Below are 18,129 nucleotides of genomic sequence, written 5' to 3'. Positions count from 1 at the left end.
GCCGCACCCGGCGCTGTGTCCGGGGGACGAGAAGGGACCCCGGATGGCGATGATGGGAGGGGGCTTCGGCCCCCACGTGATGATGTCGCTGCGCCGCGACGAGTCGGTGACCAGGCAGCGGCTGCGGCCGGGCACGGTGCGGCGCATCGCCGGCTACGCGCGCCCGTACACCGCGCAGATCGCCGCGTTCCTGCTGCTCGTGGTGGCGGGCGCGGTGATCGTGATCGCCAACCCGCTGCTGATGAAGGCGATCATCGACGACGGCATCCTGCCCAGGCGGGCCGGCGTCGTCGTCTGGCTGGCCGTCGCGATCGGCGCGCTGGCCCTGGTGGACGCCGGGCTGACGCTGGTGCAGCGCTGGTACTCCGCGCGCATCGGCGAGGGCCTGATCTACGACCTGCGCACCGAGGTGTTCGACCACGTGCAGCGCATGCCGGTCGCGTTCTTCATGCGCGCCCAGACCGGCGCCCTGGTCAGCAGGCTCAACACCGACGTGATCGGCGCGCAGCGCGCGCTCACCAGCACCCTGTCGTCGGTCGTGTCGAACGTGGTCAGCCTGGTCCTGGTGATGGGCGCCATGCTGGCGCTGTCGTGGCAGGTGACGCTGGTCGCGCTGGTGCTGCTGCCGATCTTCGTGGTGCCCGCCAAGTACGTCGGCCGCCGCATGTCCGCCCTGACCCGCGAGCAGATGCAGCTCGACGCCGAGATGAGCTCGGTCACCACCGAGCGCTTCAACGTCGCCGGCGCCATGGTCGCCAAGCTGTACGGCCGTCCGGAGGACGACGCCGCGGTGTTCGGCGGCCGGGCCGCCCGGGTGCGCGACGTCGGCGTCCGGGTCGGCATGTACGGCACCGTCTTCCGCGTCGCCCTCGGCCTGGTCGCGGCGCTCGCCACGGCCCTGGTCTACGGCATCGGCGGCGTGCTCGCGGTCGACGGCTTCTTCGAGCTGGGCACGCTGGTGGCGCTGGCCGCGCTGCTGATGCGCCTCTACGGCCCGCTCACCTCGCTGTCCAACGTGCACGTCGACGTGATGACGGCGCTGGTCAGCTTCGACCGCGTCTTCGAGATCCTCGACCTCAGGCCGATGGTCGCCGAGCGGCCGGACGCCCGCCCCGTCCCCGAGGGCCCGGTGACGATCGAGTTCGACGACGTGCACTTCCGCTACCCGGCGGCCGAGGAGGTCTCCCTCGCCAGCCTGGAGTCCGTGGCCCGCCAGGACACCGGCCCGTCGCAGCCCGTGCTGAAGGGCGTGTCGTTCACCGCCCGTCCCGGGCAGCTCATCGCGCTGGTCGGCCACTCGGGCGCGGGCAAGACCACGATCACCTCGCTGGTCTCGCGCCTGTACGACGTCAACGAGGGCGCCGTCCGGATCAACGGGCTCGACGTGCGCGAGGCCACGCTCGCCTCGCTGCGCGACACCGTGGGCGTGGTCATGCAGGACGCCCACCTCTACCACGACACGATCGGCGCCAACCTCCGCTACGCCCGCCCGGAGGCCACGGAGGAGGAGATCTGGGCGGCGCTGCGGGCCGCGCAGATCGGCGACCTCGTCGAGTCCCTGCCGGACCGGCTGGAGACCGTGGTGGGCGATCGCGGCTACCGGCTGTCGGGCGGCGAGAAGCAGCGCCTCGCGCTGGCCCGGCTGCTGCTCAAGGCCCCCCGCGTGGTGGTGCTGGACGAGGCGACCGCGCACCTCGACTCCGAGTCCGAGGCGGCCGTGCAGGTGGCGCTGAAGACCGCGCTGGAGGGCCGTACCTCGCTGGTGATCGCGCACCGGCTCTCGACGATCAGGGAGGCCGACGAGATCCTCGTCGTGCACGAGGGCCGGGTGGCCGAGCGCGGCGGGCACGAGGAGCTGCTGGCCCGCGGCGGCCTGTACGCCGAGCTCTACCGCACCCAGTTCAGCTCGTCAGGTAGCCCAGCCGCGTGAGCTCCTCACGCGCCACCTTCTCCACCAGCTGCCGGTCCGCCGGGCGCAGCCGGGAGCGCCAGGCGCCGACCTCGGCGTCCCTGCCGTAGAGCGCGACCTTCGACACCCGGGTCTCCAGGTACTCGGCGAGCGCGGCCGCCGCCTGCGCGGGCCGGCCCACCAACTCCTCGTAACGCAGGGTCAGGAGCTGGCCGGCGGGCAGCGCGCGGCGCAGCTCGGCGCTCAGCCGCACCGCGCTGCGCCAGCGCAGCGCGCACTTGCCCGCCGCCGGCATGCCCTTCCAGCGGTCGAGGTGCTCGTCCTTGTTGACGCCGAGGAAGGCGTTGGGGAACTCGGTCCGGCCGCTCAGCATCGCCGGCCGGAACCAGGCCAGGCAGGCCGGGTCGGCGAGCATGGCGGCGGCCACGTCCCTGCCGTCGCGGACGAGCTGCACGAACCGGGCGTCGGGGAAGGCCCGCAGCAGCACCGGCGCGCTGTAGATGAGGTCGGGGCTGCCGTCGCCGAAGCGCACGATCTCGCCGGTGGCCACGCACGGGCCGGCGCCGGTGACGCCGCCCGCCTCCCGGCACGGCGCCGGGCACTGCCCGCACGAGCCGGGCAGCACCTGCCAGGACTCGGCGAGTGCGTCGCGCAGCACCCGCACCGCGCCCGAGGTGCCGGCGATGGACGGCCGGCGGGCGAAGGCGTACACCACGTGCGCCACGCCGGCCCGGCCGATCGTGACGTGGAAGCCCGGGGAGCGTTTGAGCGCGCGGGCCAGGAGGTCCGCGCCGGAGTGCGGGGCGCCCAGCAGGAACACCGGGCGGCGGACCTTGATGCCGTTGACCACGAGGATGTGGGGCGGAAGTCGCATACGCCACCCAAGTGTGACACCGTTTGCCAGGTGAACGAGCCAATGCCGGTGTCGGTCCTGACCGGGGCGGGCATCTCGACCGACTCCGGCATCCCCGACTTCCGCGGGCCGCGGGGCGTCTGGACGAAGAACCCGCAGGCCGAGGCCGACGCCACGATCGACCGCTACCTCGCCGACCCCGAGGTCAGGCGGCGCACCTGGCGCGCCAGGCTCGGCCACGCGGCCTGGAGCGCCGCGCCGAGTGCCTGTCGTGCGGGCTCGTCACGCCGATGGAGGAGGTGCTGAAGCGGGTGGCCGCGGGCGAGGACGACCCGCCGTGCCCGCGCTGCGGCGGCCTGCAGAAGGCCAACACGATCTCCTTCGACCAGTCGCTCAGGCCGGAGGTGCTGGCGGCGGCCCGCGCCGCCGCCCGCTCCTGCGGGCTGTTCGTGGCGGTCGGCACGTCGCTGACCGTGCACCCGGCGGCCGGGCTGTGCGGGGAGGCGCTCGACGCCGGGGCCCGCCTGGTCGTCGTCAACGCCGAGCCGACCCCCTATGATCCCTTCGCCGACCGGGTGATCCGGGAGCCGATCGGCCGGGCGCTGCCGGCCCTCGTCCAGGAGTTGATCGATGCAGCCAGCTGACCTGCGGCCGGGTGACACCGTCGCCATCGTCGCGCCCTCGGGACCGCCCGCCGCGGCCCTGCTGAAGCGGGGCGTCCAGCGCCTCGAAGGGCTCGGGCTGAAGGTGGTGGTCGGCGCGCACGTGCTCGACCGCCAGGAGCTCGACTACCTCGCAGGCGAGGACGCCGCCCGCGCCGCCGACCTGCAGTCCGCCTGGTGCGACCCGGCGGTCTCGGCGGTGTTCTGCTGCCGCGGCGGCTACGGCGCCGGGCGGCTGCTCGGCCTGCTCGACTGGGACGCGCTGCGGGCGGCCGGCCCCAAGGTCCTGCTCGGGTCGAGCGACATCACGGCGCTGCACACCGCGTTCGCGATCGAGCTGGGCGTGCCGACCCTGCACGGCCCGATGCCGGCCTGCGACCTGCTGGCGGGCGAGGACGGCCCCGAGCCGCGCACCTGGGACAGCCTCCAGACGGCCCTGTCGGGCACGCAGGCGAGCGTGCCGGGCGAGCTGGCGCTCGTGCCCGGGCGGGCCGCGGGCGAGCTGTCCGGGGGCAACCTGTCGCTGCTGGCCGCCCTGTGCGGGACGCGGTGGCAGCCGTCCTTCGCCGGGCGGATCGCGTTCCTGGAGGACGTGGGGGAGGAGCCGTACCGGATCGACCGGATGCTCACCCAGTTGCTCCAGGCGGGGGCCTTCGACGGGGTGCGGGGGATCGTGCTCGGCTCGTGGGTCGGCTGCGGCGACCCGTACCCGGTGCTGCGGGACCGGCTGGCGCCGCTCGGGGTGCCCGTGCTGGGCGGCGTCGCGGCCGGTCACGGCTCCCCGCAAATGAGCCTCTGGCTGGGCAGACTTGGGGTTATCGATACCGAATCGTGCTCGCTGACTGGTCCGATCCGCGATGGGGAGCAGGCACCCTAGGAGGGACGAATACGGCAGAAAGGGACACGGCGCGTGAGCTTCTTCAGGCGCGAGCGGGAGCCCGCCCGCAGGTCCGCCGCCGAGGAGGACCTCGACTCGCTGCTCGCGCTCGTGGCCGAGTCCCGCGGCTTCACCTGCGCCTTCGCCCGCGACGGCGGCTCGGTCACGCTGCGGGGGGAGACGACGCTGACGGTCCGGCTCACCGGGCTGCGCCGCGAGGCCGGGCGCCGGGCCAGGGAGGACTGGCCGGTGCTGGTCAGCGAGCACCTGGCGCACGCCGTCGCCACCGCGGGCGAGCTGGACGTCAGCGACCTGGAGCAGGCCGGGCCGCTGCTCCGCACCCGCGTGGAGGCGGTGGACGAGATCGCCGACCTGACCCGCGTCGTGGGCCGCCACCTCAACGCCGACCTGGTGGAGCTGCTGACCGCCGCGGGCCGGCCGGTGCGCCCCGAGGAGGCCGGCTGCTGGCCCGTCCCCACGGCCCGGGCGCTGGACCTGGCCGTGGAGAACGTGCGCCGCGAGGAGCGGCTGCAGGTGGAGCAGATCGAGCTGGCGGGCACCCCGGTGACCCGCCTCACCGGGACGGCGCCGTCGGCCGCCGCGCACCTGCGCTGGCTGGCCGACTACCTGCCGGTGCCGCCCGACGGGGTGCTGGTGGCGCTGCCGGACCCGTACACGCTGCTGCTGCACCCCGTGGACGGCATCGGCGTGGTGCGGGCCATCGAGCGGCTGCGGTTGCACGCCGCCCGCACCGGCGGGCTGAGCCCCCAGGTGTACTGGTGGCACGGCGGGCGGCTGACCCTGATCAGGGCCGACATCGTGGCCAGGGACGGCCAGACGCGCCTGGTGGTGGCCCCGCCGCCGGAGTTCGCCCAGGTGCTGGCCCGCCTGGCGGTCTGAGGCTCAGCCCGTGACGTAGTCCCGCAGGTGCGCGGCCGTCAGCGTGCCGCCGGTCGCGACCAGCTCGGCGGGGGTGCCGGTGAAGACCACCCGGCCGCCGTCGTGGCCCGCGCCGGGGCCGAGGTCGATGATCCAGTCGGCGTGCGCCATCACCGCCTGGTGGTGCTCGATGACGATCACCGTGTTGCCGTCGTCCACCAGCCGGTCGAGCAGGCCCAGGAGCTGGTCCACGTCGGCCAGGTGCAGGCCGGTGGTGGGCTCGTCCAGCACGTACGTCGTCCCGCCCCGCGCCATGTGGATGGCGAGCTTCAGCCGCTGCCGCTCGCCGCCCGACAGCGTGGTCAGCGGCTGCCCCAGCCCCAGGTAGCCGAGGCCCACGGCGGACATCCGCTCCAGGATGCCCCTGGCCTGGCCGGTGGTGAAGAAGGCGGCGGCCTCGGTCACCGACATGGCCAGCACCTCGCTGATGTTCTTGCCGCGCAGCGTGTACGTCAGCACCTCCGGCGTGAACCGCCGGCCCTCGCACTTCTCGCACACCGAGGCCACCTCGGCCATCATCTGCAGGTCGGTGTAGATGAGGCCGATGCCCTTGCAGGCGGGGCAGGCGCCCTCGGAGTTGGCGCTGAACAGGCCGGGCTTGACGCCGTTGGCCTTGGCGAAGGCGGCCCGGACCGGGTCGAGCAGGCCGGTGTAGGTGGCCGGGTTGCTGCGGCGCGAGCCGCGGATCGGCGACTGGTCGGCCACCACCACGCCCTCGCGGCCGGCGACGTAGCCGTGGACGAGCGAGCTCTTGCCGGACCCGGCGACGCCGGTGACCACGGTCAGCACGCCGAGCGGCACGTCCACGGAGACGTCCTTGAGGTTGTGCAGCGTGGCGTGCTCGACGCGCAGCCGGCCGGCCGGCTCGCGGACCTGCTCGCGCAGCCGGGCGCGGTGGCCGAGGTAGCGGCCGGTCAGCGTGCCGGAGGCGCGCAGCCCGTCGAGGTCGCCCGCGTAGCAGACCTGCCCGCCGGCCGCGCCCGCGCCGGGCCCGAGGTCCACCACGTGGTCGGCGATGGCGATGGTCTCCGGCTTGTGCTCGACGACCAGCACCGTGTTGCCCTTGTCGCGCAGCCGCAGCAGCAGGTCGTTCATGCGCTGGATGTCGTGGGGGTGCAGGCCGGCGGTGGGCTCGTCGAAGACGTAGGTGACGTCGGTGAGGCTGGAGTTGAGGTGGCGCACCATCTTGACGCGCTGCGCCTCGCCGCCGGACAGCGTGCCCGACTCGCGGTCCAGGCTGAGGTAGCCGAGGCCGATGCCGACCAGCGAGTCCAGCGTGGCGAGCAGGCCGTCCAGCACCGGCCCGACGGCCTCGTCGCGGAGGCCGCGGACGAACTCCGCCAGGTCGTCGATCTGCATGGCCGAGCACTCGGCGATGGTGCGCCCGCCGACGCGCACCGAGCGGGCGCTCTCGTTGAGCCGGGAGCCGCCGCAGTCGGGGCAGACGGTCAGCCTGAGCGCCCGGTCGGCGAAGGCCCGCGCCGCCGGCTGCAGCGAGTCGAGGTCCTTGCCCAGGTACGACCGGCGCACCCGGACGGCGAGCCCTTCGTAGGTGAAGGTGTTCGAGCCGTACTTGATCTTGGTGGCGGGTTTGTGGAGCAGGTCCTCCCACTGCCGCGGGGTGAAGTCCTTCAGCTTGACGGCGGGGTCGTACAGGCCGGAGGCGGCCAGGACCTGCCAGAGCCAGCTGCCCACGGCGTGGCCGGGGACCTTGACGGCCCCCTCGTTCAGCGACAGCTCCCGGTCGACCAGCGCGTCCACGTCGATCTCCGACGCCTTGCCGAGCCCTTCGCAGGCCGGGCACATGCCCTCGGGCAGGTTGAAGCTGAAGGCGGAGGCGGAGCCGAGGCGGGGGACGCCGACGCGGCTGAAGACGATGCGCAGCATGGTGTGCGCGTCGGTGGCGGTGCCGACGGTGGAGCGGGCGTTGGCGCCCATGCGCTCCTGGTCGACGATGATCGCGGCGCTGAGGTTGTGCAGGGCGTCCACGTCCGGGCGGGCCAGGCTCGGCATGAAGCCCTGCACGAACGCGCTGTAGGTCTCGTCGATGAGCCGGCGCGACTCGGCGGCGACGGTGTCGAAGACGAGCGAGGACTTGCCGGAGCCGGACACCCCGGTGAAGACGGTGAGGCGGCGCTTGGGGAGGTCGAGGGAGACGTCCTTGAGGTTGTTCTCGCGGGCGCCGCGGACCTGGATGAGGTCGTGGCTGTCGGCGGCGGTGTGGTCGTGGCGGTGCGTGGGAACCACGGGACCCCTTGTCGTCGAGGCGTTTATTTATGGCGTAAGGAGTTAGCCGGGACAGACTACCGTACTTCGTACGTTTCGCGTCCTGGAACAGTGCGTGAACCCTCGGTGCCGCCGGCCCTCCTGATCACGAAAAAGTGAGAATTGAAGCGTCAAAGGGGGTTGAGGGGGCGAGGTGGCCGTGCTGGAGGCGCTGGGGCGGCTGGTGGAGTTCCTCGGCGGGGTCGGGCCGGTCCTGTTCGGGATCGTGCTCCTGCTGGTGGCGCCGTACGTGGACCGGCTGCTGGTCCGCCGCAAGCGGATCGGCTTCCGCGTCCTGTACAACTCCAAGATCGGGCTGAGCGGCGAGCTGGACGGCGGCCCCGACCCCAACGAGTCCGGGCCGCCGCAGCTCCGCGCCCTCGCCAGGACGCTCGACCGGATGAGCATCGTGGTCATCCGGGTCCGCAACAGCGGCAGCTACGACATCGGCCCCGACGACTTCGACCGGCCGCTGTCGTTCACCTTCGGCGGCCGGCTGGTCTGGAACGCCCGCGTCTCCGACGCCAGCACCCCCGAGCTGCGGCAGCGGCTGCGCAGGAGCCTGCGCTTCTTCCGCGACGTCCGCGACGAGGACAAGCCCGCCAGGGAGGACCTGACGACGGTCAGGCGGCGCTTCTCCGACCGGATGGCCCGCCTGCTCGGGCAGGCGCAGGGGCAGGGGCAGGGGCAGGAGGAGCCGCCGGAGCCCGAGTGGCACGGCGTGCGCCTGGACGGGCTGCGGCTCAGGCGCGGCGAGAAGGCCAAGCTGGTCGTCGTCCTGCGCGAGCCGGGCCAGGGGGACGGGGAGCTGACCAAGGAGGTCGAGCAGGGCGGCAAGCTCAAGGACGCCGGCATCGTCCGCGACGAGCGCGAGCGCCGCCTGGTCACGCTGCCCCGGGTCAGCGCCGTCCTGGTCGTCCTGCTGAGCGGCGTGCTCGTGCTCAGCCGCCTGTCCGGGCCGGTGGACGCGACCATCGCCTGCGCGCCGGGCGAGCTGCGCGTGGTCGGCTCCACGGTGGTCATGCCGGCGATCAGGGCGGTGGCCGAGGAGTACGCCAGGGCGTGCGGAGGCGACACCCGGGTCAGCACCGAGGCGAGCGGCTCGATCGAGGGCGTGCGCCGGCTGGTGGAGGGCGCGCCGGGCGGCGACGTCCTCGCCCTGTCCGACGGCCGCAGCCGCCACCACGACCGGCTGCACGCCGAGAAGCTGGCCATCGTGCCCTACCACGTCGCCGTCAACGCCGGGGTGGGCCTGACCACGATCACCCTCGCCGACCTGCGCAAGATCAACAGCGGCGCCTACACCGACTGGAAGCAGCTCGGCGCCGGGACCAGCCTGCCCATCCGCATCATCGGCCGCGACCACGACTCCGGCACCCGCCAGCTCTACGAGGACGAGGTGCTGGGCACCGGCGAGAACGTGCTGTCCTCCGACGACTGCCTGACCAAGGACCGCAACGCGGCCGCCCCCGTCATCCGCTGCGAGCGCGACGGCAACGCCGAGGTCGTGCGCCTGATCAGCACGATCCCCGGCGCACTCGGCTACGCCGACGCGCCCTCGCTCACCGAGGCCCGCCGCGCCGGCACGGTCACCGCCCTGACCCTGGACGGCACCGCGTTCGACGCCTCCACCGCCGTCGAGTCCGGCTACCCGTTCTGGACGGTCGAGTACGTCTACGCGCGCGAACGCCCCCGCGCCGGGTCCGCGGCGGCGGGGTTCCTGGCGTTCGCCCGGGCGCATCCGCTGGCCCAGGTGCGGCTGACGGCGGCGGGCTTCAAGCCGTGCGTGACCAAGGAGGGCATGGAGGAGATGTGCGGCCTGCGCTGAGCGCGCCCGTCACGCCGGCAGCGGGTTGGCGTGGCGGTGGTGCAGGCCGATCACCGGGATCTCGTGCAGGCTGCCCGAGTACAGGAACTGGGTCATGCCGATGAGCAGCCGCCGCACGTCCTCCTGCGGGCGCACCACCAGGCGCAGGAACTGGCTGGTGGTGCCGAGCTTGTTGCCGCACTCGCGGACGTACACGCCGTGCTCGGTCAGCAGGTGGTCGCGCAGCGGCACCCCGTCGTGCCCCGGCGGCAGCTTGACCAGCAGGAAGTTGCCCTGCGAGGCGAACACCGAGAGCCCCGGCATGGTGCTGAGCTGCTGGAACATCGCTCGCCTGTCGTTGGACAACCGCCGCAGGCTCTCCTGGTACTCGGCGCCGAACTGCTTCATGAGGAACACCATGACCTCGGCGAAGGAGTTGAGGTTCCACTTGGGCAGCGCGGCGCGCACCCGCCCGGCCAGGGCCGGGTTGGCCACCAGATAGCCGAAGCGGATGCCGTGCAGGCCGAAGTTCTTGCCCAGGCTGCGCAGCACGATCACGTTCGGCCGGACCGCGGCCTCGGCCGCCACGCCCAGGTACGGCTCGGCGTCCACGAACTCGCCGAACGACTCGTCGATGACGACGAGGTCGAGGTCGATCAGCTCGTCCATGAGCCGCACGACCTCGTGCTTGGGCAGGTAGCCGCCGTCGGGGTTGTTGGGGTTGCAGATGACCGCCACCCGCGAGCCCCGGGCGCGGACGAAGGAGACGAAGTCGTTGACGTCGAGGGCGAAGTTGCGGCTCTCCAGCAGCGGGTACATGTCGACCCGTTTGCCGGTCTCCAGCGGCTGGTCGGTCCACCGGCCGAAGGTCGGGATGGGCACCGCCAGGCTCTCGCGCACCAGCAGGTGGTCGATCCAGGTGATCAGCTCGGTGGAGCCGTTGCCCATGGCGACCGTCTGGGGGTGCAGGCCGAGCGTGGAGCACAGCTCGGCGGTGATCGTGCCGGCGTCGCTCGGGTAGAACTTCAGTATCGTCTCCAGATTCCTCCCGAGGTGCTCGAAGATCTCGGGCGTCGGGAAGTACGGGTTGCACGGTATGCAGAAATCCACCGGTGCGCGCTCTCCGGACGAGCCACGCAGCAGGGTGAAGTACGACGGGCTGTGCGCCTGTGTACGCAGAAGGCTGAGCTCCACGACACCTCCATGGAACACGTGTCCGATGTGTGGAGATACGCGCGAATCCGGGAAGTGGTTCATGAGATCTGGCGGGTCCTGCTCACCGTCAGGATCGCGATGTCGTCGCGCGGCGGGGCGCCGGTGAAGCGGCGCACGTCCGCGCCCACGCTCTCGGCCAGCCGCGCGGGCGGGCGGCGGGCCCAGGCGCGCAGGCGCGACAGCAGGGGGTAGAACGCGCCGTCGCGGTCGCGGGCCTCGGTGACGCCGTCGGTGCACAGCAGCATCGTCGCCCCCGTGGGGAAGGCGAACCAGGTGGCCCGGGGCGGCCCCGGGGCCAGCCCGTCCAGGCCGAGCGGCACGGAGGGCTCGCCGAGCGAGGCCTGGTAGGCGCGCCCGTTGTGGACGACGTACGGGGCGATGTGCCCGCAGTTGACCGCCTCCACCACCGGGCCGCGGCCGATGTCCAGCACCAGGGCCGTCACCAGGCGCTCGGGCTCGCCGCTCCGGCCGGCGCCCATGTTGTGGCGGGCCACCGCCGACTCCATCGCCTCCACCACCCCGAGCAGGGTGGCCTCGCGGTAGGCGGCCTCCCTGAAGGCCCCGAGCGCGGCCAGGGCGGTGCCGATGGCGGGCAGGCCCTTGCCCTGGACGTCGGCGATGAGCAGGCGGGTGCCGTAGGGGGAGGCGGCCACCTCGTACATGTCGCCGCCCACCATCGCGTCCTCCTCCACCGGCTGGTAGAGGCCGTCCACGACGACGTCGCCGGTGCGCAGCGGCAGCGGGCGGACGATCTGCCGCTGCAGCGCCGCCGCGGCCGAGCGCAGCCGGTGCACCTCCTCCTCGCGGCGCACCCGGTAGCGGCAGCCGAGCACCGCCACCACGCCGAACAACGCCGCGAACGCGGCGAGCAGCAGGTTGTCGTCGGGTTCGGCGTGCAGGTAGGCCAGGGTGCCGACGATCACCAGCACCACCCACACCGAGGCGAACGCGGTCTGCCGAACGGTGCCGAGGCCCGACACGATCGACGGCAGGAAGATCAGCAGCGGGAGCAGGCGCACCGCCGTGCCGGTGTAGGCGTCGAGCGCGATGAGCGCCGCGGTGACGCCGAGGAGCGCCACGAAGAACACCGGCGCGGGCAGGCGGGGGCCCACGCGCCGCCGTTCCATGCCATTCGCCACGGCCGTCCCTCATTCCGTGCCGTCGTTCCGCCGTCCGGGTGATCGTGCCCCGCCGGGCGGGTGCGGAAAACAACGCGGAGGCCGCGGTCGGAAAGCCCGCCGGGGCGAAATGGCCGCCATTAATCAGGCGGGAAATGCCGCCGCCGCGGCCGGGCTGTGCAGCCATGATATGCCCGCGACTACAGAAAGTAAACGGCCGTGACTCGCATCGAGGGATTTGCCGTTTTTGGTGGGGATATTTCCGGCGCTTGGGATAGCTGAGTGTGACTATTTCTCATCGGGGAACGCATTGACAGAAGTAAACGATCTTGTAAATATCTGTGTTACCCGCATTCCGAATTTTGGTCGTCACGAGAAAGGGGAACGTGTACATGGGCGAGCCCGGCACGTTGCAAGACCGCGAGTGGACCCTGGTGCCGGCCGTGGTCGTCCGGAGCGCCGGGTTCCCCTGGGAGCTCGTCCAATCCCTGGCCTACCCCAGGGCCGCCGAGACCGCGGCGGCCGTCGCGCTGCTGGAGAGCCGGGCCCTCGGCCTGCTCGCCGCCGCGCCGGCGCGCCGCGAAGCCCGCCCGGCCGGACCGCACGCCGCCCGGGCGGGCACCCTCAGGCTGCCGCGTGGGCTGCGCGGCCGGCTGCGCCGCCTGCGTCCCCTGCCGCCCGGCACCCCCGGCCCCGAGGACTGGCTGGCCGACTGGAACCACGTCACCGGCCTGCTGGAGGAGGCCAGGCTCGCGCTCGCCGAGGAGGTCGCCGCCGACGCCGCCCTCGCCCGGGCCGCCGCCACCGGCCTCGCCACCGACGAGCGCTTCCTCGAAGCCCTCGTCTGCTCCGCCCCCGCCGCCTACCGCGACCTGCGCCGCGGCCCCGCCGACCCGGCCCGGCTCGCCCCCCACGTGCAGTGGCTGGCCACCCGCGCCGCCCCCACCGGCTTCCACGCCCCCGAGGGCGCCGGCCGCGTCGAGCCCGCCCTCGCCAGCGGCTACACCTGGGCCGGGCACCGCGAGCTGACCCGCCGCGTCGCCTACCCGGCCGCCCGCGTCGGCGAGGCGCTGCACCAGCGCGTCCTCGCCGACCTCGCGCTGGTCGCCGGGCTCGTGCCCCGCAGACGCGCCGGCACCGCGCCCCCGGCCGACGGCGCCGCCTTCGCCGCCCGCTGCGACGGCCGCCGCACCGTCGCCGAGATCGCCGCCGACTGCGGCATCAGTCTGGAGCGGGCCTCGGCCGCCCTCGCCGTCGCGGTGCGCCGCGGACTGCTCACCCACGACCTGTGGCCGCCCGCCACCGTCGCCGACCCGGTCGCCTGGCTCGGCGAGCGGCTGCCCGGCGACGACGAGCCCGCCGTCCCCGACCGGGGCCTGGTGCCCGCCAGGGGCGTGCCCGCCCAGCGGCGGCGCGCGCTCGCCGGCGCCCGCGCCACGACCGGCACCGACCTGCCCGCCGGGCGGCGCGTCCGCGAGATCGCCGCGCTGCTGGAGCGCTACCCCGCCGCCTCCCCCGAGGTGAAGCTGGCCGTGCAGAGCCGCATCGAGGCGCTGACCGGCGGCGCCCAGCGCGCCGGGCGCGACGAGCGGAGCGGCGCGCGGGTCATCGTGCGCGAGGCCGCGGCCGGCACCCTGCGCACCTACACCCCGGCGGCCCTCGCCGCCGCCTGCGCGAACGCGTGCCCGCCGCGCTCGCCCCGCTCGCCGAGGAGGCCGAGCTGACCCGGTGCGCACCAACCGGCTGCTCGCCGCGCGGCTCGGCGCCGGCTGCTTCGAGCTGGCCGAGGCGCTGCGCGCGGCCGGCGACCTGGAGGTGCGGCCCGGCGACCGCATCGCCGAGCTGGTCCGCGCCGCGCCGCCCGGCGCCGACGTCCTCGACCTGGCCGGCGTGTTCGGCGAGCCCGTCCCGCCCGCCCTGCCCGGTGCTCTGCGCGGCCGACGTCATGGTCGCCGCGCCGTCGCTGGAGGCGTACGAGGGGCCGCACGCCGCTGGTCCTCACCGCCCTGCACGACACGCCCCGCCTCGCCGCATGGGGCCGCCGCCCGGCCGCGACGGCGCCGCGCTCGTCGCCGAGCGGGACGCCGCCGTCGCCCGCGTGCTCGACGGCCGCACCGTGCTCAACGTCGTCTCGCGCGCGCCGACGGCCTGCCCGCGCTGGAACTGCCCGGCCCCGTCCTGGAGCACGGCGGCGCGGCCGCCGACCCCCGGCGGCACCGGCTCGGCCTCGGCGACCTCTACGTGCACAGCGACGGCCGCCGCGCCGTGCTGCGCGCCAAGGAGAGCGGGGAGCCGCTGCTGCTGCACAACGGCGAGCTCGGCAGCGCCCTGCACACCGCGCTCGCGCTGCCCAGGATCCGCCCGCCCGCGCTGCCCGACCTGCCCCACCTGCCCCGGCTCACCTGGGGCAACGTCGTCCTCGCGCGGCGGCGCTGGCGGCTGGCCAGAGGCGCGTCCGAGGCGTTGCGGCACGCCGGCGGCGACCGCGACCTGCTGCTGGCCATGGCCCGGCTGCGCGAGGCGCACGGCCTGCCCCGCACCTTCTTCGCGGCCGCCGCCCCGGCGGCCGGGGCCGGTGAGCGGCGCTCGCTCTACGTCGACACCCGCGCCCCCGCCCTCGTCAGCGAGCTGGCCGCGCTGTCGGCCGCCGCCGACGGGCTCACGCTCACCGAGACGCTGCCCGGCCCCGGCGACTGCTGGCTGCGCGAGGGCGGCCTCCGCTTCGCCGCCCAGCTCCGCTGCGTCTACCTGCGGCCCGCCGGGCGGCCCGACACCGGCCCGTGCCCCTACCCCTGGACGGAGGAACGCGGTTGATGGACGTCCTCGTCGTCCCCCCGCTCGCCGACCTCACCACCGAGGTCGTGCCGCCCGCCGGCATGGCGCTGCTCGACCTCGGCGAGCACCTGGTCAGGCGGCTCGCCGACCCCGCCCGGCTGCGGGCCGCCGCCGACCGGCACGCCGGGGGGCCGCTGACCGCGCTGTTCGGCCGGGCCGCGGCCGCGATCCTGGAGCGGCGGGCGTACGACGACGCCTGCCTGCGGGCCGTCGGCACCGCGCTCGGGCTCGCCGCCGACCCCGCCGTCCGGCTCGCCGTGGACGGGCTGGAGCTCACCGAGGGCAGCCAGGAGAGCAGCCGCGACGTGCTCGGCGCCGCCCTGCGGTGCGAGCTGTTCGCACCCGAGATCGAGCTGGCCCGGCGGGTGGTGGCCGGGCGGCGCGCGCACGTGGCGGTGGACTGCGCCGACCAGCTCCCCGCGGCGTTCGCGCTGGTCGCGGCGCTGGGGGAGAGGGTCACGTTGTGCGGCCGGTATGTGGCCGAGCACCGCGGCGCGCTGCGCCGGGTCCCCGAGCTGTCGGCAGTGCGGTGGGGAAGCTGGTCGCCCGAACGGGTGATCAGGCCGCGCTGGTACGGCGGCTCGCCGGGCCCGGCGCGGCGAAGACCCGGAGGGACCGGCGAGGACGGTCCGGCGGCCGGCTCGGGACGCGGGGGCGTCGAGCCGGTGCGCTGGATCGACGACGACCGGCCGCTGCCGGGCGACGGGGCGGCGTGGGCGGGCCGGCTGGACGCCGCCCGCGCCGCGGCCCTCCCGCCGGAGGCGCTGGCCCGCTGCCGGGGCCTGACCGTGATGGTCACCCGGGCCGACTTCCTGGGCGCGGCCACCGGCCTGACCGGCGCCACCGTCGACCTGCGCCGGCTGCCGGCCGCGCTGCCGCCGGGCGTGCCGGTCACCGCCGAGCTGGCGGTCGGCGCGCCCGGCGTCACCGCCGAGGCCGCGGGGGAGTCGGCGGAGCTGCTGGCGGAGGGGGCCGCCGGGGTGCGGCTCGGCGGGGTGCGGGCCTACCGGCTGGGCGTGCGGACGCCCTGGACGGCGGGCGCCCTCGTCCGGCTGCCGCCCGCGCCCGGGCACGACCTGGCCCGGTGGGCGGAGTTCGAGGCGCCGGGCACGATCCCGCCGCAGCAGGTCGCGATCCTCGTCCGGCGCTGGCAGGAGCGCCTGCCCGGCCTGCCGCCCGGCCGCCTGGCGGCCTGCACCGTCGCCGGGCCGGCCGTCCCGGGGCCGCCGGGCGCGGCGTGGGACCCCTGCACGGAGGTCGTCGCCGGGGCCGGCCCCGACGGGCGGGGGCCGGGGACGTTCGCCGTCAACCTGCGCTCGGGCCGCTCGATCCGGCTGCACCACCTCCTGGTCGTCCCGGTCAGCCGCCTGGCCGCCGACCCGCACGCCCTCGACGGCCTGGCCGAGCCCGCCCGCCGCCGCCTCACGGCCGAGCTGGCGGCGGCCGGAGTTCTGCGGTAGCCGGTGGACAGGGCACCCAGGCGCGTCGGGCACCATGGAAGACGTGACACAAGGCACCACGGAGGCGTCCCTCAGCAGCCTGAACGAGCTGGTCGCCGGGGGCGGCGTGGCGGTGCTGAGCGGGGCCGGCCTGTCCACCGAGTCGGGCATCCCCGACTACCGAGGCCCCACCGGCCGCTCCCGGCGCGCCGAGCCGATGACCTACCAGCGGTTCCTGGGCAGCGCCGAGGCCCGGCAGCGCTACTGGGCGCGCAGCCACGTCGGCTGGCGGCAGATCGGCCTGGCCCGCCCCAACACCGGCCACCTCGCCGTCGCCGCGCTGCAACGGCACGGCCTGGTCACCGGCATCGTCACCCAGAACGTCGACGGCCTGCACCAGGCGGCCGGCGCCCGCGAGGTCATCGAGCTGCACGGCGGCCTCGACCGGGTCGTCTGCCTGAGCTGCCGCGAGCGCAGCCCGCGCGCCGAGCTCGACCGCCGCCTGCGCGCGGCCAACCCCGGCTGGGCCGCCACCAGCGACGTCGTCAACCCCGACGGCGACGCCGTGCTCAGCGACGCCCAGGTCGCCGGGTTCCGCGTGGTCGACTGCGCGGCCTGCGGCGGCCTGCTCAAGCCGGACGTGGTGTTCTTCGGCGAGAACGTGCCCCGCCCGCGCGTCGAGCAGTGCTTCGCCGTCGTCGAGCGGGCGCGGGCGCTGCTCGTGCTCGGCTCCTCGCTGGCCATCCCGTCCGGGCTGCGCTTCGTGCGGCGGGCCGCCGCGCTCGGCGTGCCCGTCGCGATCGTCAACCAGGGCCCCACCGGCGGCGACGCCCACGCGCGGCTCCTGGTGGACGCCCCGCTCGGCGTCACCCTGAGCGGCCTGGCCCGCCGGCTCGGTGCACAATAGGGCGCATGCCCGCTCGACCGTGCCCCTGCGGCCTGCCCGCCGCCTACGACGACTGCTGCGGCCGGCTGCACCGCGGCGAGGCGGCGGCCGCCACCGCCGAGCAGCTCATGCGCTCGCGTTTCAGCGCGTTCGGCGTGGGCGACACGGCGTACCTGCTGCGCACCTGGCACCCCGGCGCCCGCCCGGCCCGGCTCGACCTCGACCGGCGGGTGCGCTGGACCAGGCTGGAGGTCCTGGAGACCAGCGGCGGCAGCGTCGTGCACACCGAGGGCACGGTCCGCTTCCGCGCCCACTACCTGGAGCGCGGGCGGCCGGGCGAGATGGAGGAGCACAGCCGTTTCGTCCGGGTGGACGGCCGCTGGGTGTACGCCGGCGCGCTGTGAGGCGTGCTGCGGGCCGGGCTCACTCGGGGCTCACTCGGGCTTGCGCGCCACCGCCCCGACGAAGGTGTGGTACGTGATGCCCGGCGTGGCCTGGTCGCTGTCGTCCGGCCGCCACTCCGGCAGCGGCACCAGGCCAGGCTCCAGCATCTCCAGCCCGTCGAAGTAGGCCAGGATCTCCTCCCGGGTGCGCCACCGCCCGGTGCCCATCGTCTCGTTGAACACCTTCTCCGCCGCGTACGCCTGCCGCGACACCTCGGGCAGCTCGGGCCCGGGGTTGTGGAAGTGGGAGACGGCGAGGTAGCTGCCGGGGGCCAGCCGGTCCATGAGCCGCCGGGTGATGCCGCGCGGGTCCTGCTCGTCGGACAGGTGGTGCAGGATGCCGAACATCAGCAGCGCCACCGGCCGGTCGAAGTCGATGAGCCGCCGCACCTCGGGGTTGTGCAGGATGCCCTGCGGGTCGAGGACGTCGGCCTCGACCACGGTGGTGGTGTCGTCCACGGCCAGCAGCGCCCGCCCGTGCACCAGCACGATCGGGTCGTGGTCGACGTAGACGACGTGCGCGCCGGGCGCGACGGACTGGGCGATCTCGTGCACGTTGCCCTGCGTCGGCAGGCCGGAGCCGAGGTCGAGGAACTGCCGGATGCCGGCCTCGCCCGCCAGGAAGCGCACCACCCGGCCGAGGAACTCGCGGTTGGCGCGGGCCGCCTGGGGCGCGTCCGGCGCGACCTCCATCGCCCGCCGCGCCGCCTCCCGGTCGGAGGCGTAGTTGTCCTTGCCGCCGAGGATGAAGTCGTAGACCCGCGAGACGCTGGGCCTCGACGTGTCGATCCCGCGCGGCGCGCGCTCCTGCTCGCTGTCGGCCACCGTCGGCTCCCTCTTGCTGCCAGGCCCGTGCGGGCGTTGCGCATGATCGTACGACG

General features: G+C 74.8%; 14 protein-coding genes and 1 pseudogene. 10 read left to right on the top strand and 5 right to left on the bottom strand.

The genetic code is table 11. The annotated features are described in order from the left end of the window. Positions 1 to 43: 43 nt before the first annotated feature. The gene (locus MF672_RS22450; protein WP_242373639.1) at positions 44 to 1,930 is read left to right on the top strand and encodes an ABC transporter ATP-binding protein; all 1,887 of its coding nucleotides are present in this window, start codon (positions 44 to 46) and stop codon (positions 1,928 to 1,930) included. Here the strand turns inward: MF672_RS22450 and MF672_RS22445 are convergent. Continuing rightward, positions 1,902 to 2,783, bottom strand: a complete 882-nt coding sequence (locus MF672_RS22445; protein ID WP_242373638.1) for a sulfotransferase family protein — start codon at positions 2,781 to 2,783, stop codon at positions 1,902 to 1,904. The two genes, MF672_RS22450 and MF672_RS22445, sit on opposite strands and share 29 nt — an antisense overlap. A 42-nt stretch (positions 2,784 to 2,825) precedes the next feature. On the opposite strand from MF672_RS22445, the pseudogene MF672_RS22440 reads away from it, so the two are divergent. From MF672_RS22440 to MF672_RS22430, 3 genes and pseudogenes are all read left to right on the top strand, one after another. Next, a pseudogene (locus MF672_RS22440) lies at positions 2,826 to 3,406 on the top strand (SIR2 family NAD-dependent protein deacylase). Then, positions 3,393 to 4,301, top strand: a complete 909-nt coding sequence (locus MF672_RS22435; protein WP_242373637.1) for a S66 peptidase family protein — start codon at positions 3,393 to 3,395, stop codon at positions 4,299 to 4,301. The pseudogene MF672_RS22440 and the gene MF672_RS22435 overlap by 14 nt, the downstream one beginning before the upstream one ends. 33 nt (positions 4,302 to 4,334) lie before the next feature. Continuing rightward, complete coding sequence (locus tag MF672_RS22430; RefSeq protein ID WP_242373636.1) at positions 4,335 to 5,201, top strand: hypothetical protein; 867 nt, start codon at positions 4,335 to 4,337, stop codon at positions 5,199 to 5,201. Positions 5,202 to 5,204: 3 nt separating this feature from the next. Here the strand turns inward: MF672_RS22430 and MF672_RS22425 are convergent, their stop codons facing one another. Further along, positions 5,205 to 7,487: an ATP-binding cassette domain-containing protein gene (locus tag MF672_RS22425; RefSeq protein ID WP_242373635.1), complete on the bottom strand. Its 2,283-nt coding sequence runs from the start codon at positions 7,485 to 7,487 to the stop codon at positions 5,205 to 5,207. 172 nt (positions 7,488 to 7,659) lie between these two features. Here MF672_RS22425 and MF672_RS22420 point away from each other — a divergent pair, with 172 nt between their 5' ends. Further along, entirely contained in the window at positions 7,660 to 9,333 is a 1,674-nt protein-coding gene (locus tag MF672_RS22420) for a PstS family phosphate ABC transporter substrate-binding protein (protein ID WP_242373634.1), read from the top strand. A gap of 9 nt (positions 9,334 to 9,342) precedes the next feature. On the opposite strand, the gene MF672_RS22415 is transcribed toward MF672_RS22420, so the two are convergent. Continuing rightward, positions 9,343 to 10,506 carry a pyridoxal phosphate-dependent aminotransferase gene (locus MF672_RS22415; protein ID WP_242373633.1) on the bottom strand — a complete coding sequence of 388 codons (1,164 nt, stop codon included), beginning with the start codon at positions 10,504 to 10,506 and terminating at the stop codon, positions 9,343 to 9,345. Positions 10,507 to 10,565: 59 nt separating this feature from the next. Beyond that, positions 10,566 to 11,666, bottom strand: a complete 1,101-nt coding sequence (locus MF672_RS22410; RefSeq protein ID WP_242373632.1) for a PP2C family protein-serine/threonine phosphatase — start codon at positions 11,664 to 11,666, stop codon at positions 10,566 to 10,568. Between the two features lie 371 nt (positions 11,667 to 12,037). Here MF672_RS22410 and MF672_RS22405 point away from each other — a divergent pair, with 371 nt between their 5' ends. Genes MF672_RS22405 through MF672_RS22385 form a run of 5 tightly spaced genes read left to right on the top strand, consistent with a single transcriptional unit; the run spans position 12,038 to position 17,209 of the window. Beyond that, positions 12,038 to 13,369, top strand: a complete 1,332-nt coding sequence (locus MF672_RS22405; protein WP_247815390.1) for a hypothetical protein — start codon at positions 12,038 to 12,040, stop codon at positions 13,367 to 13,369. A 4-nt stretch (positions 13,370 to 13,373) separates the two neighbouring features. Further along, positions 13,374 to 14,459, top strand: a complete 1,086-nt coding sequence (locus MF672_RS22400; RefSeq protein WP_247815389.1) for a lantibiotic dehydratase — start codon at positions 13,374 to 13,376, stop codon at positions 14,457 to 14,459. Then, positions 14,459 to 15,940, top strand: a complete 1,482-nt coding sequence (locus MF672_RS22395; protein ID WP_247815388.1) for a hypothetical protein — start codon at positions 14,459 to 14,461, stop codon at positions 15,938 to 15,940. The genes MF672_RS22400 and MF672_RS22395 overlap by 1 nt, the downstream gene beginning before the upstream one ends. Before the next feature lie 34 nt (positions 15,941 to 15,974). Next, positions 15,975 to 16,826 (top strand): NAD-dependent protein deacetylase, encoded by an 852-nt coding sequence (locus tag MF672_RS22390; RefSeq protein WP_407654736.1) that lies wholly within the window; start codon positions 15,975 to 15,977, stop codon positions 16,824 to 16,826. Positions 16,827 to 16,831: 5 nt separating this feature from the next. Next, entirely contained in the window at positions 16,832 to 17,209 is a 378-nt protein-coding gene (locus tag MF672_RS22385) for a YchJ family protein (protein ID WP_242381423.1), read from the top strand. Positions 17,210 to 17,239: 30 nt separating this feature from the next. Here the strand turns inward: MF672_RS22385 and MF672_RS22380 are convergent, their stop codons facing one another. Further along, entirely contained in the window at positions 17,240 to 18,073 is an 834-nt protein-coding gene (locus MF672_RS22380; RefSeq protein ID WP_247815387.1) for an SAM-dependent methyltransferase, read from the bottom strand. Positions 18,074 to 18,129: the final 56 nt, after the last annotated feature.

This window comes from Actinomadura luzonensis (genome assembly GCF_022664455.2).
Classification (GTDB): domain Bacteria; phylum Actinomycetota; class Actinomycetes; order Streptosporangiales; family Streptosporangiaceae; genus Nonomuraea; species Nonomuraea luzonensis.
This window is presented reverse-complemented; position numbering and strand designations above follow the sequence as displayed.

Bases quoted from the DNA above. Each gene is read 5' to 3' on its own strand.
- MF672_RS22450 (WP_242373639.1), top strand. From the start codon at position 44: ATGGCGATGATGGGAGGGGGCTTCGGCCCCCACGTGATGATGTCGCTG.
- MF672_RS22445 (WP_242373638.1), bottom strand. From the start codon at position 2,783: ATGCGACTTCCGCCCCACATCCTCGTGGTCAACGGCATCAAGGTCCGC.
- MF672_RS22435 (WP_242373637.1), top strand. From the start codon at position 3,393: ATGCAGCCAGCTGACCTGCGGCCGGGTGACACCGTCGCCATCGTCGCG.
- MF672_RS22405 (WP_247815390.1), top strand. From the start codon at position 12,038: ATGGGCGAGCCCGGCACGTTGCAAGACCGCGAGTGGACCCTGGTGCCG.
- MF672_RS22395 (WP_247815388.1), top strand. From the start codon at position 14,459: ATGGACGTCCTCGTCGTCCCCCCGCTCGCCGACCTCACCACCGAGGTC.
- MF672_RS22390 (WP_407654736.1), top strand. From the start codon at position 15,975: ATGGAAGACGTGACACAAGGCACCACGGAGGCGTCCCTCAGCAGCCTG.
- MF672_RS22385 (WP_242381423.1), top strand. From the start codon at position 16,832: ATGCCCGCTCGACCGTGCCCCTGCGGCCTGCCCGCCGCCTACGACGAC.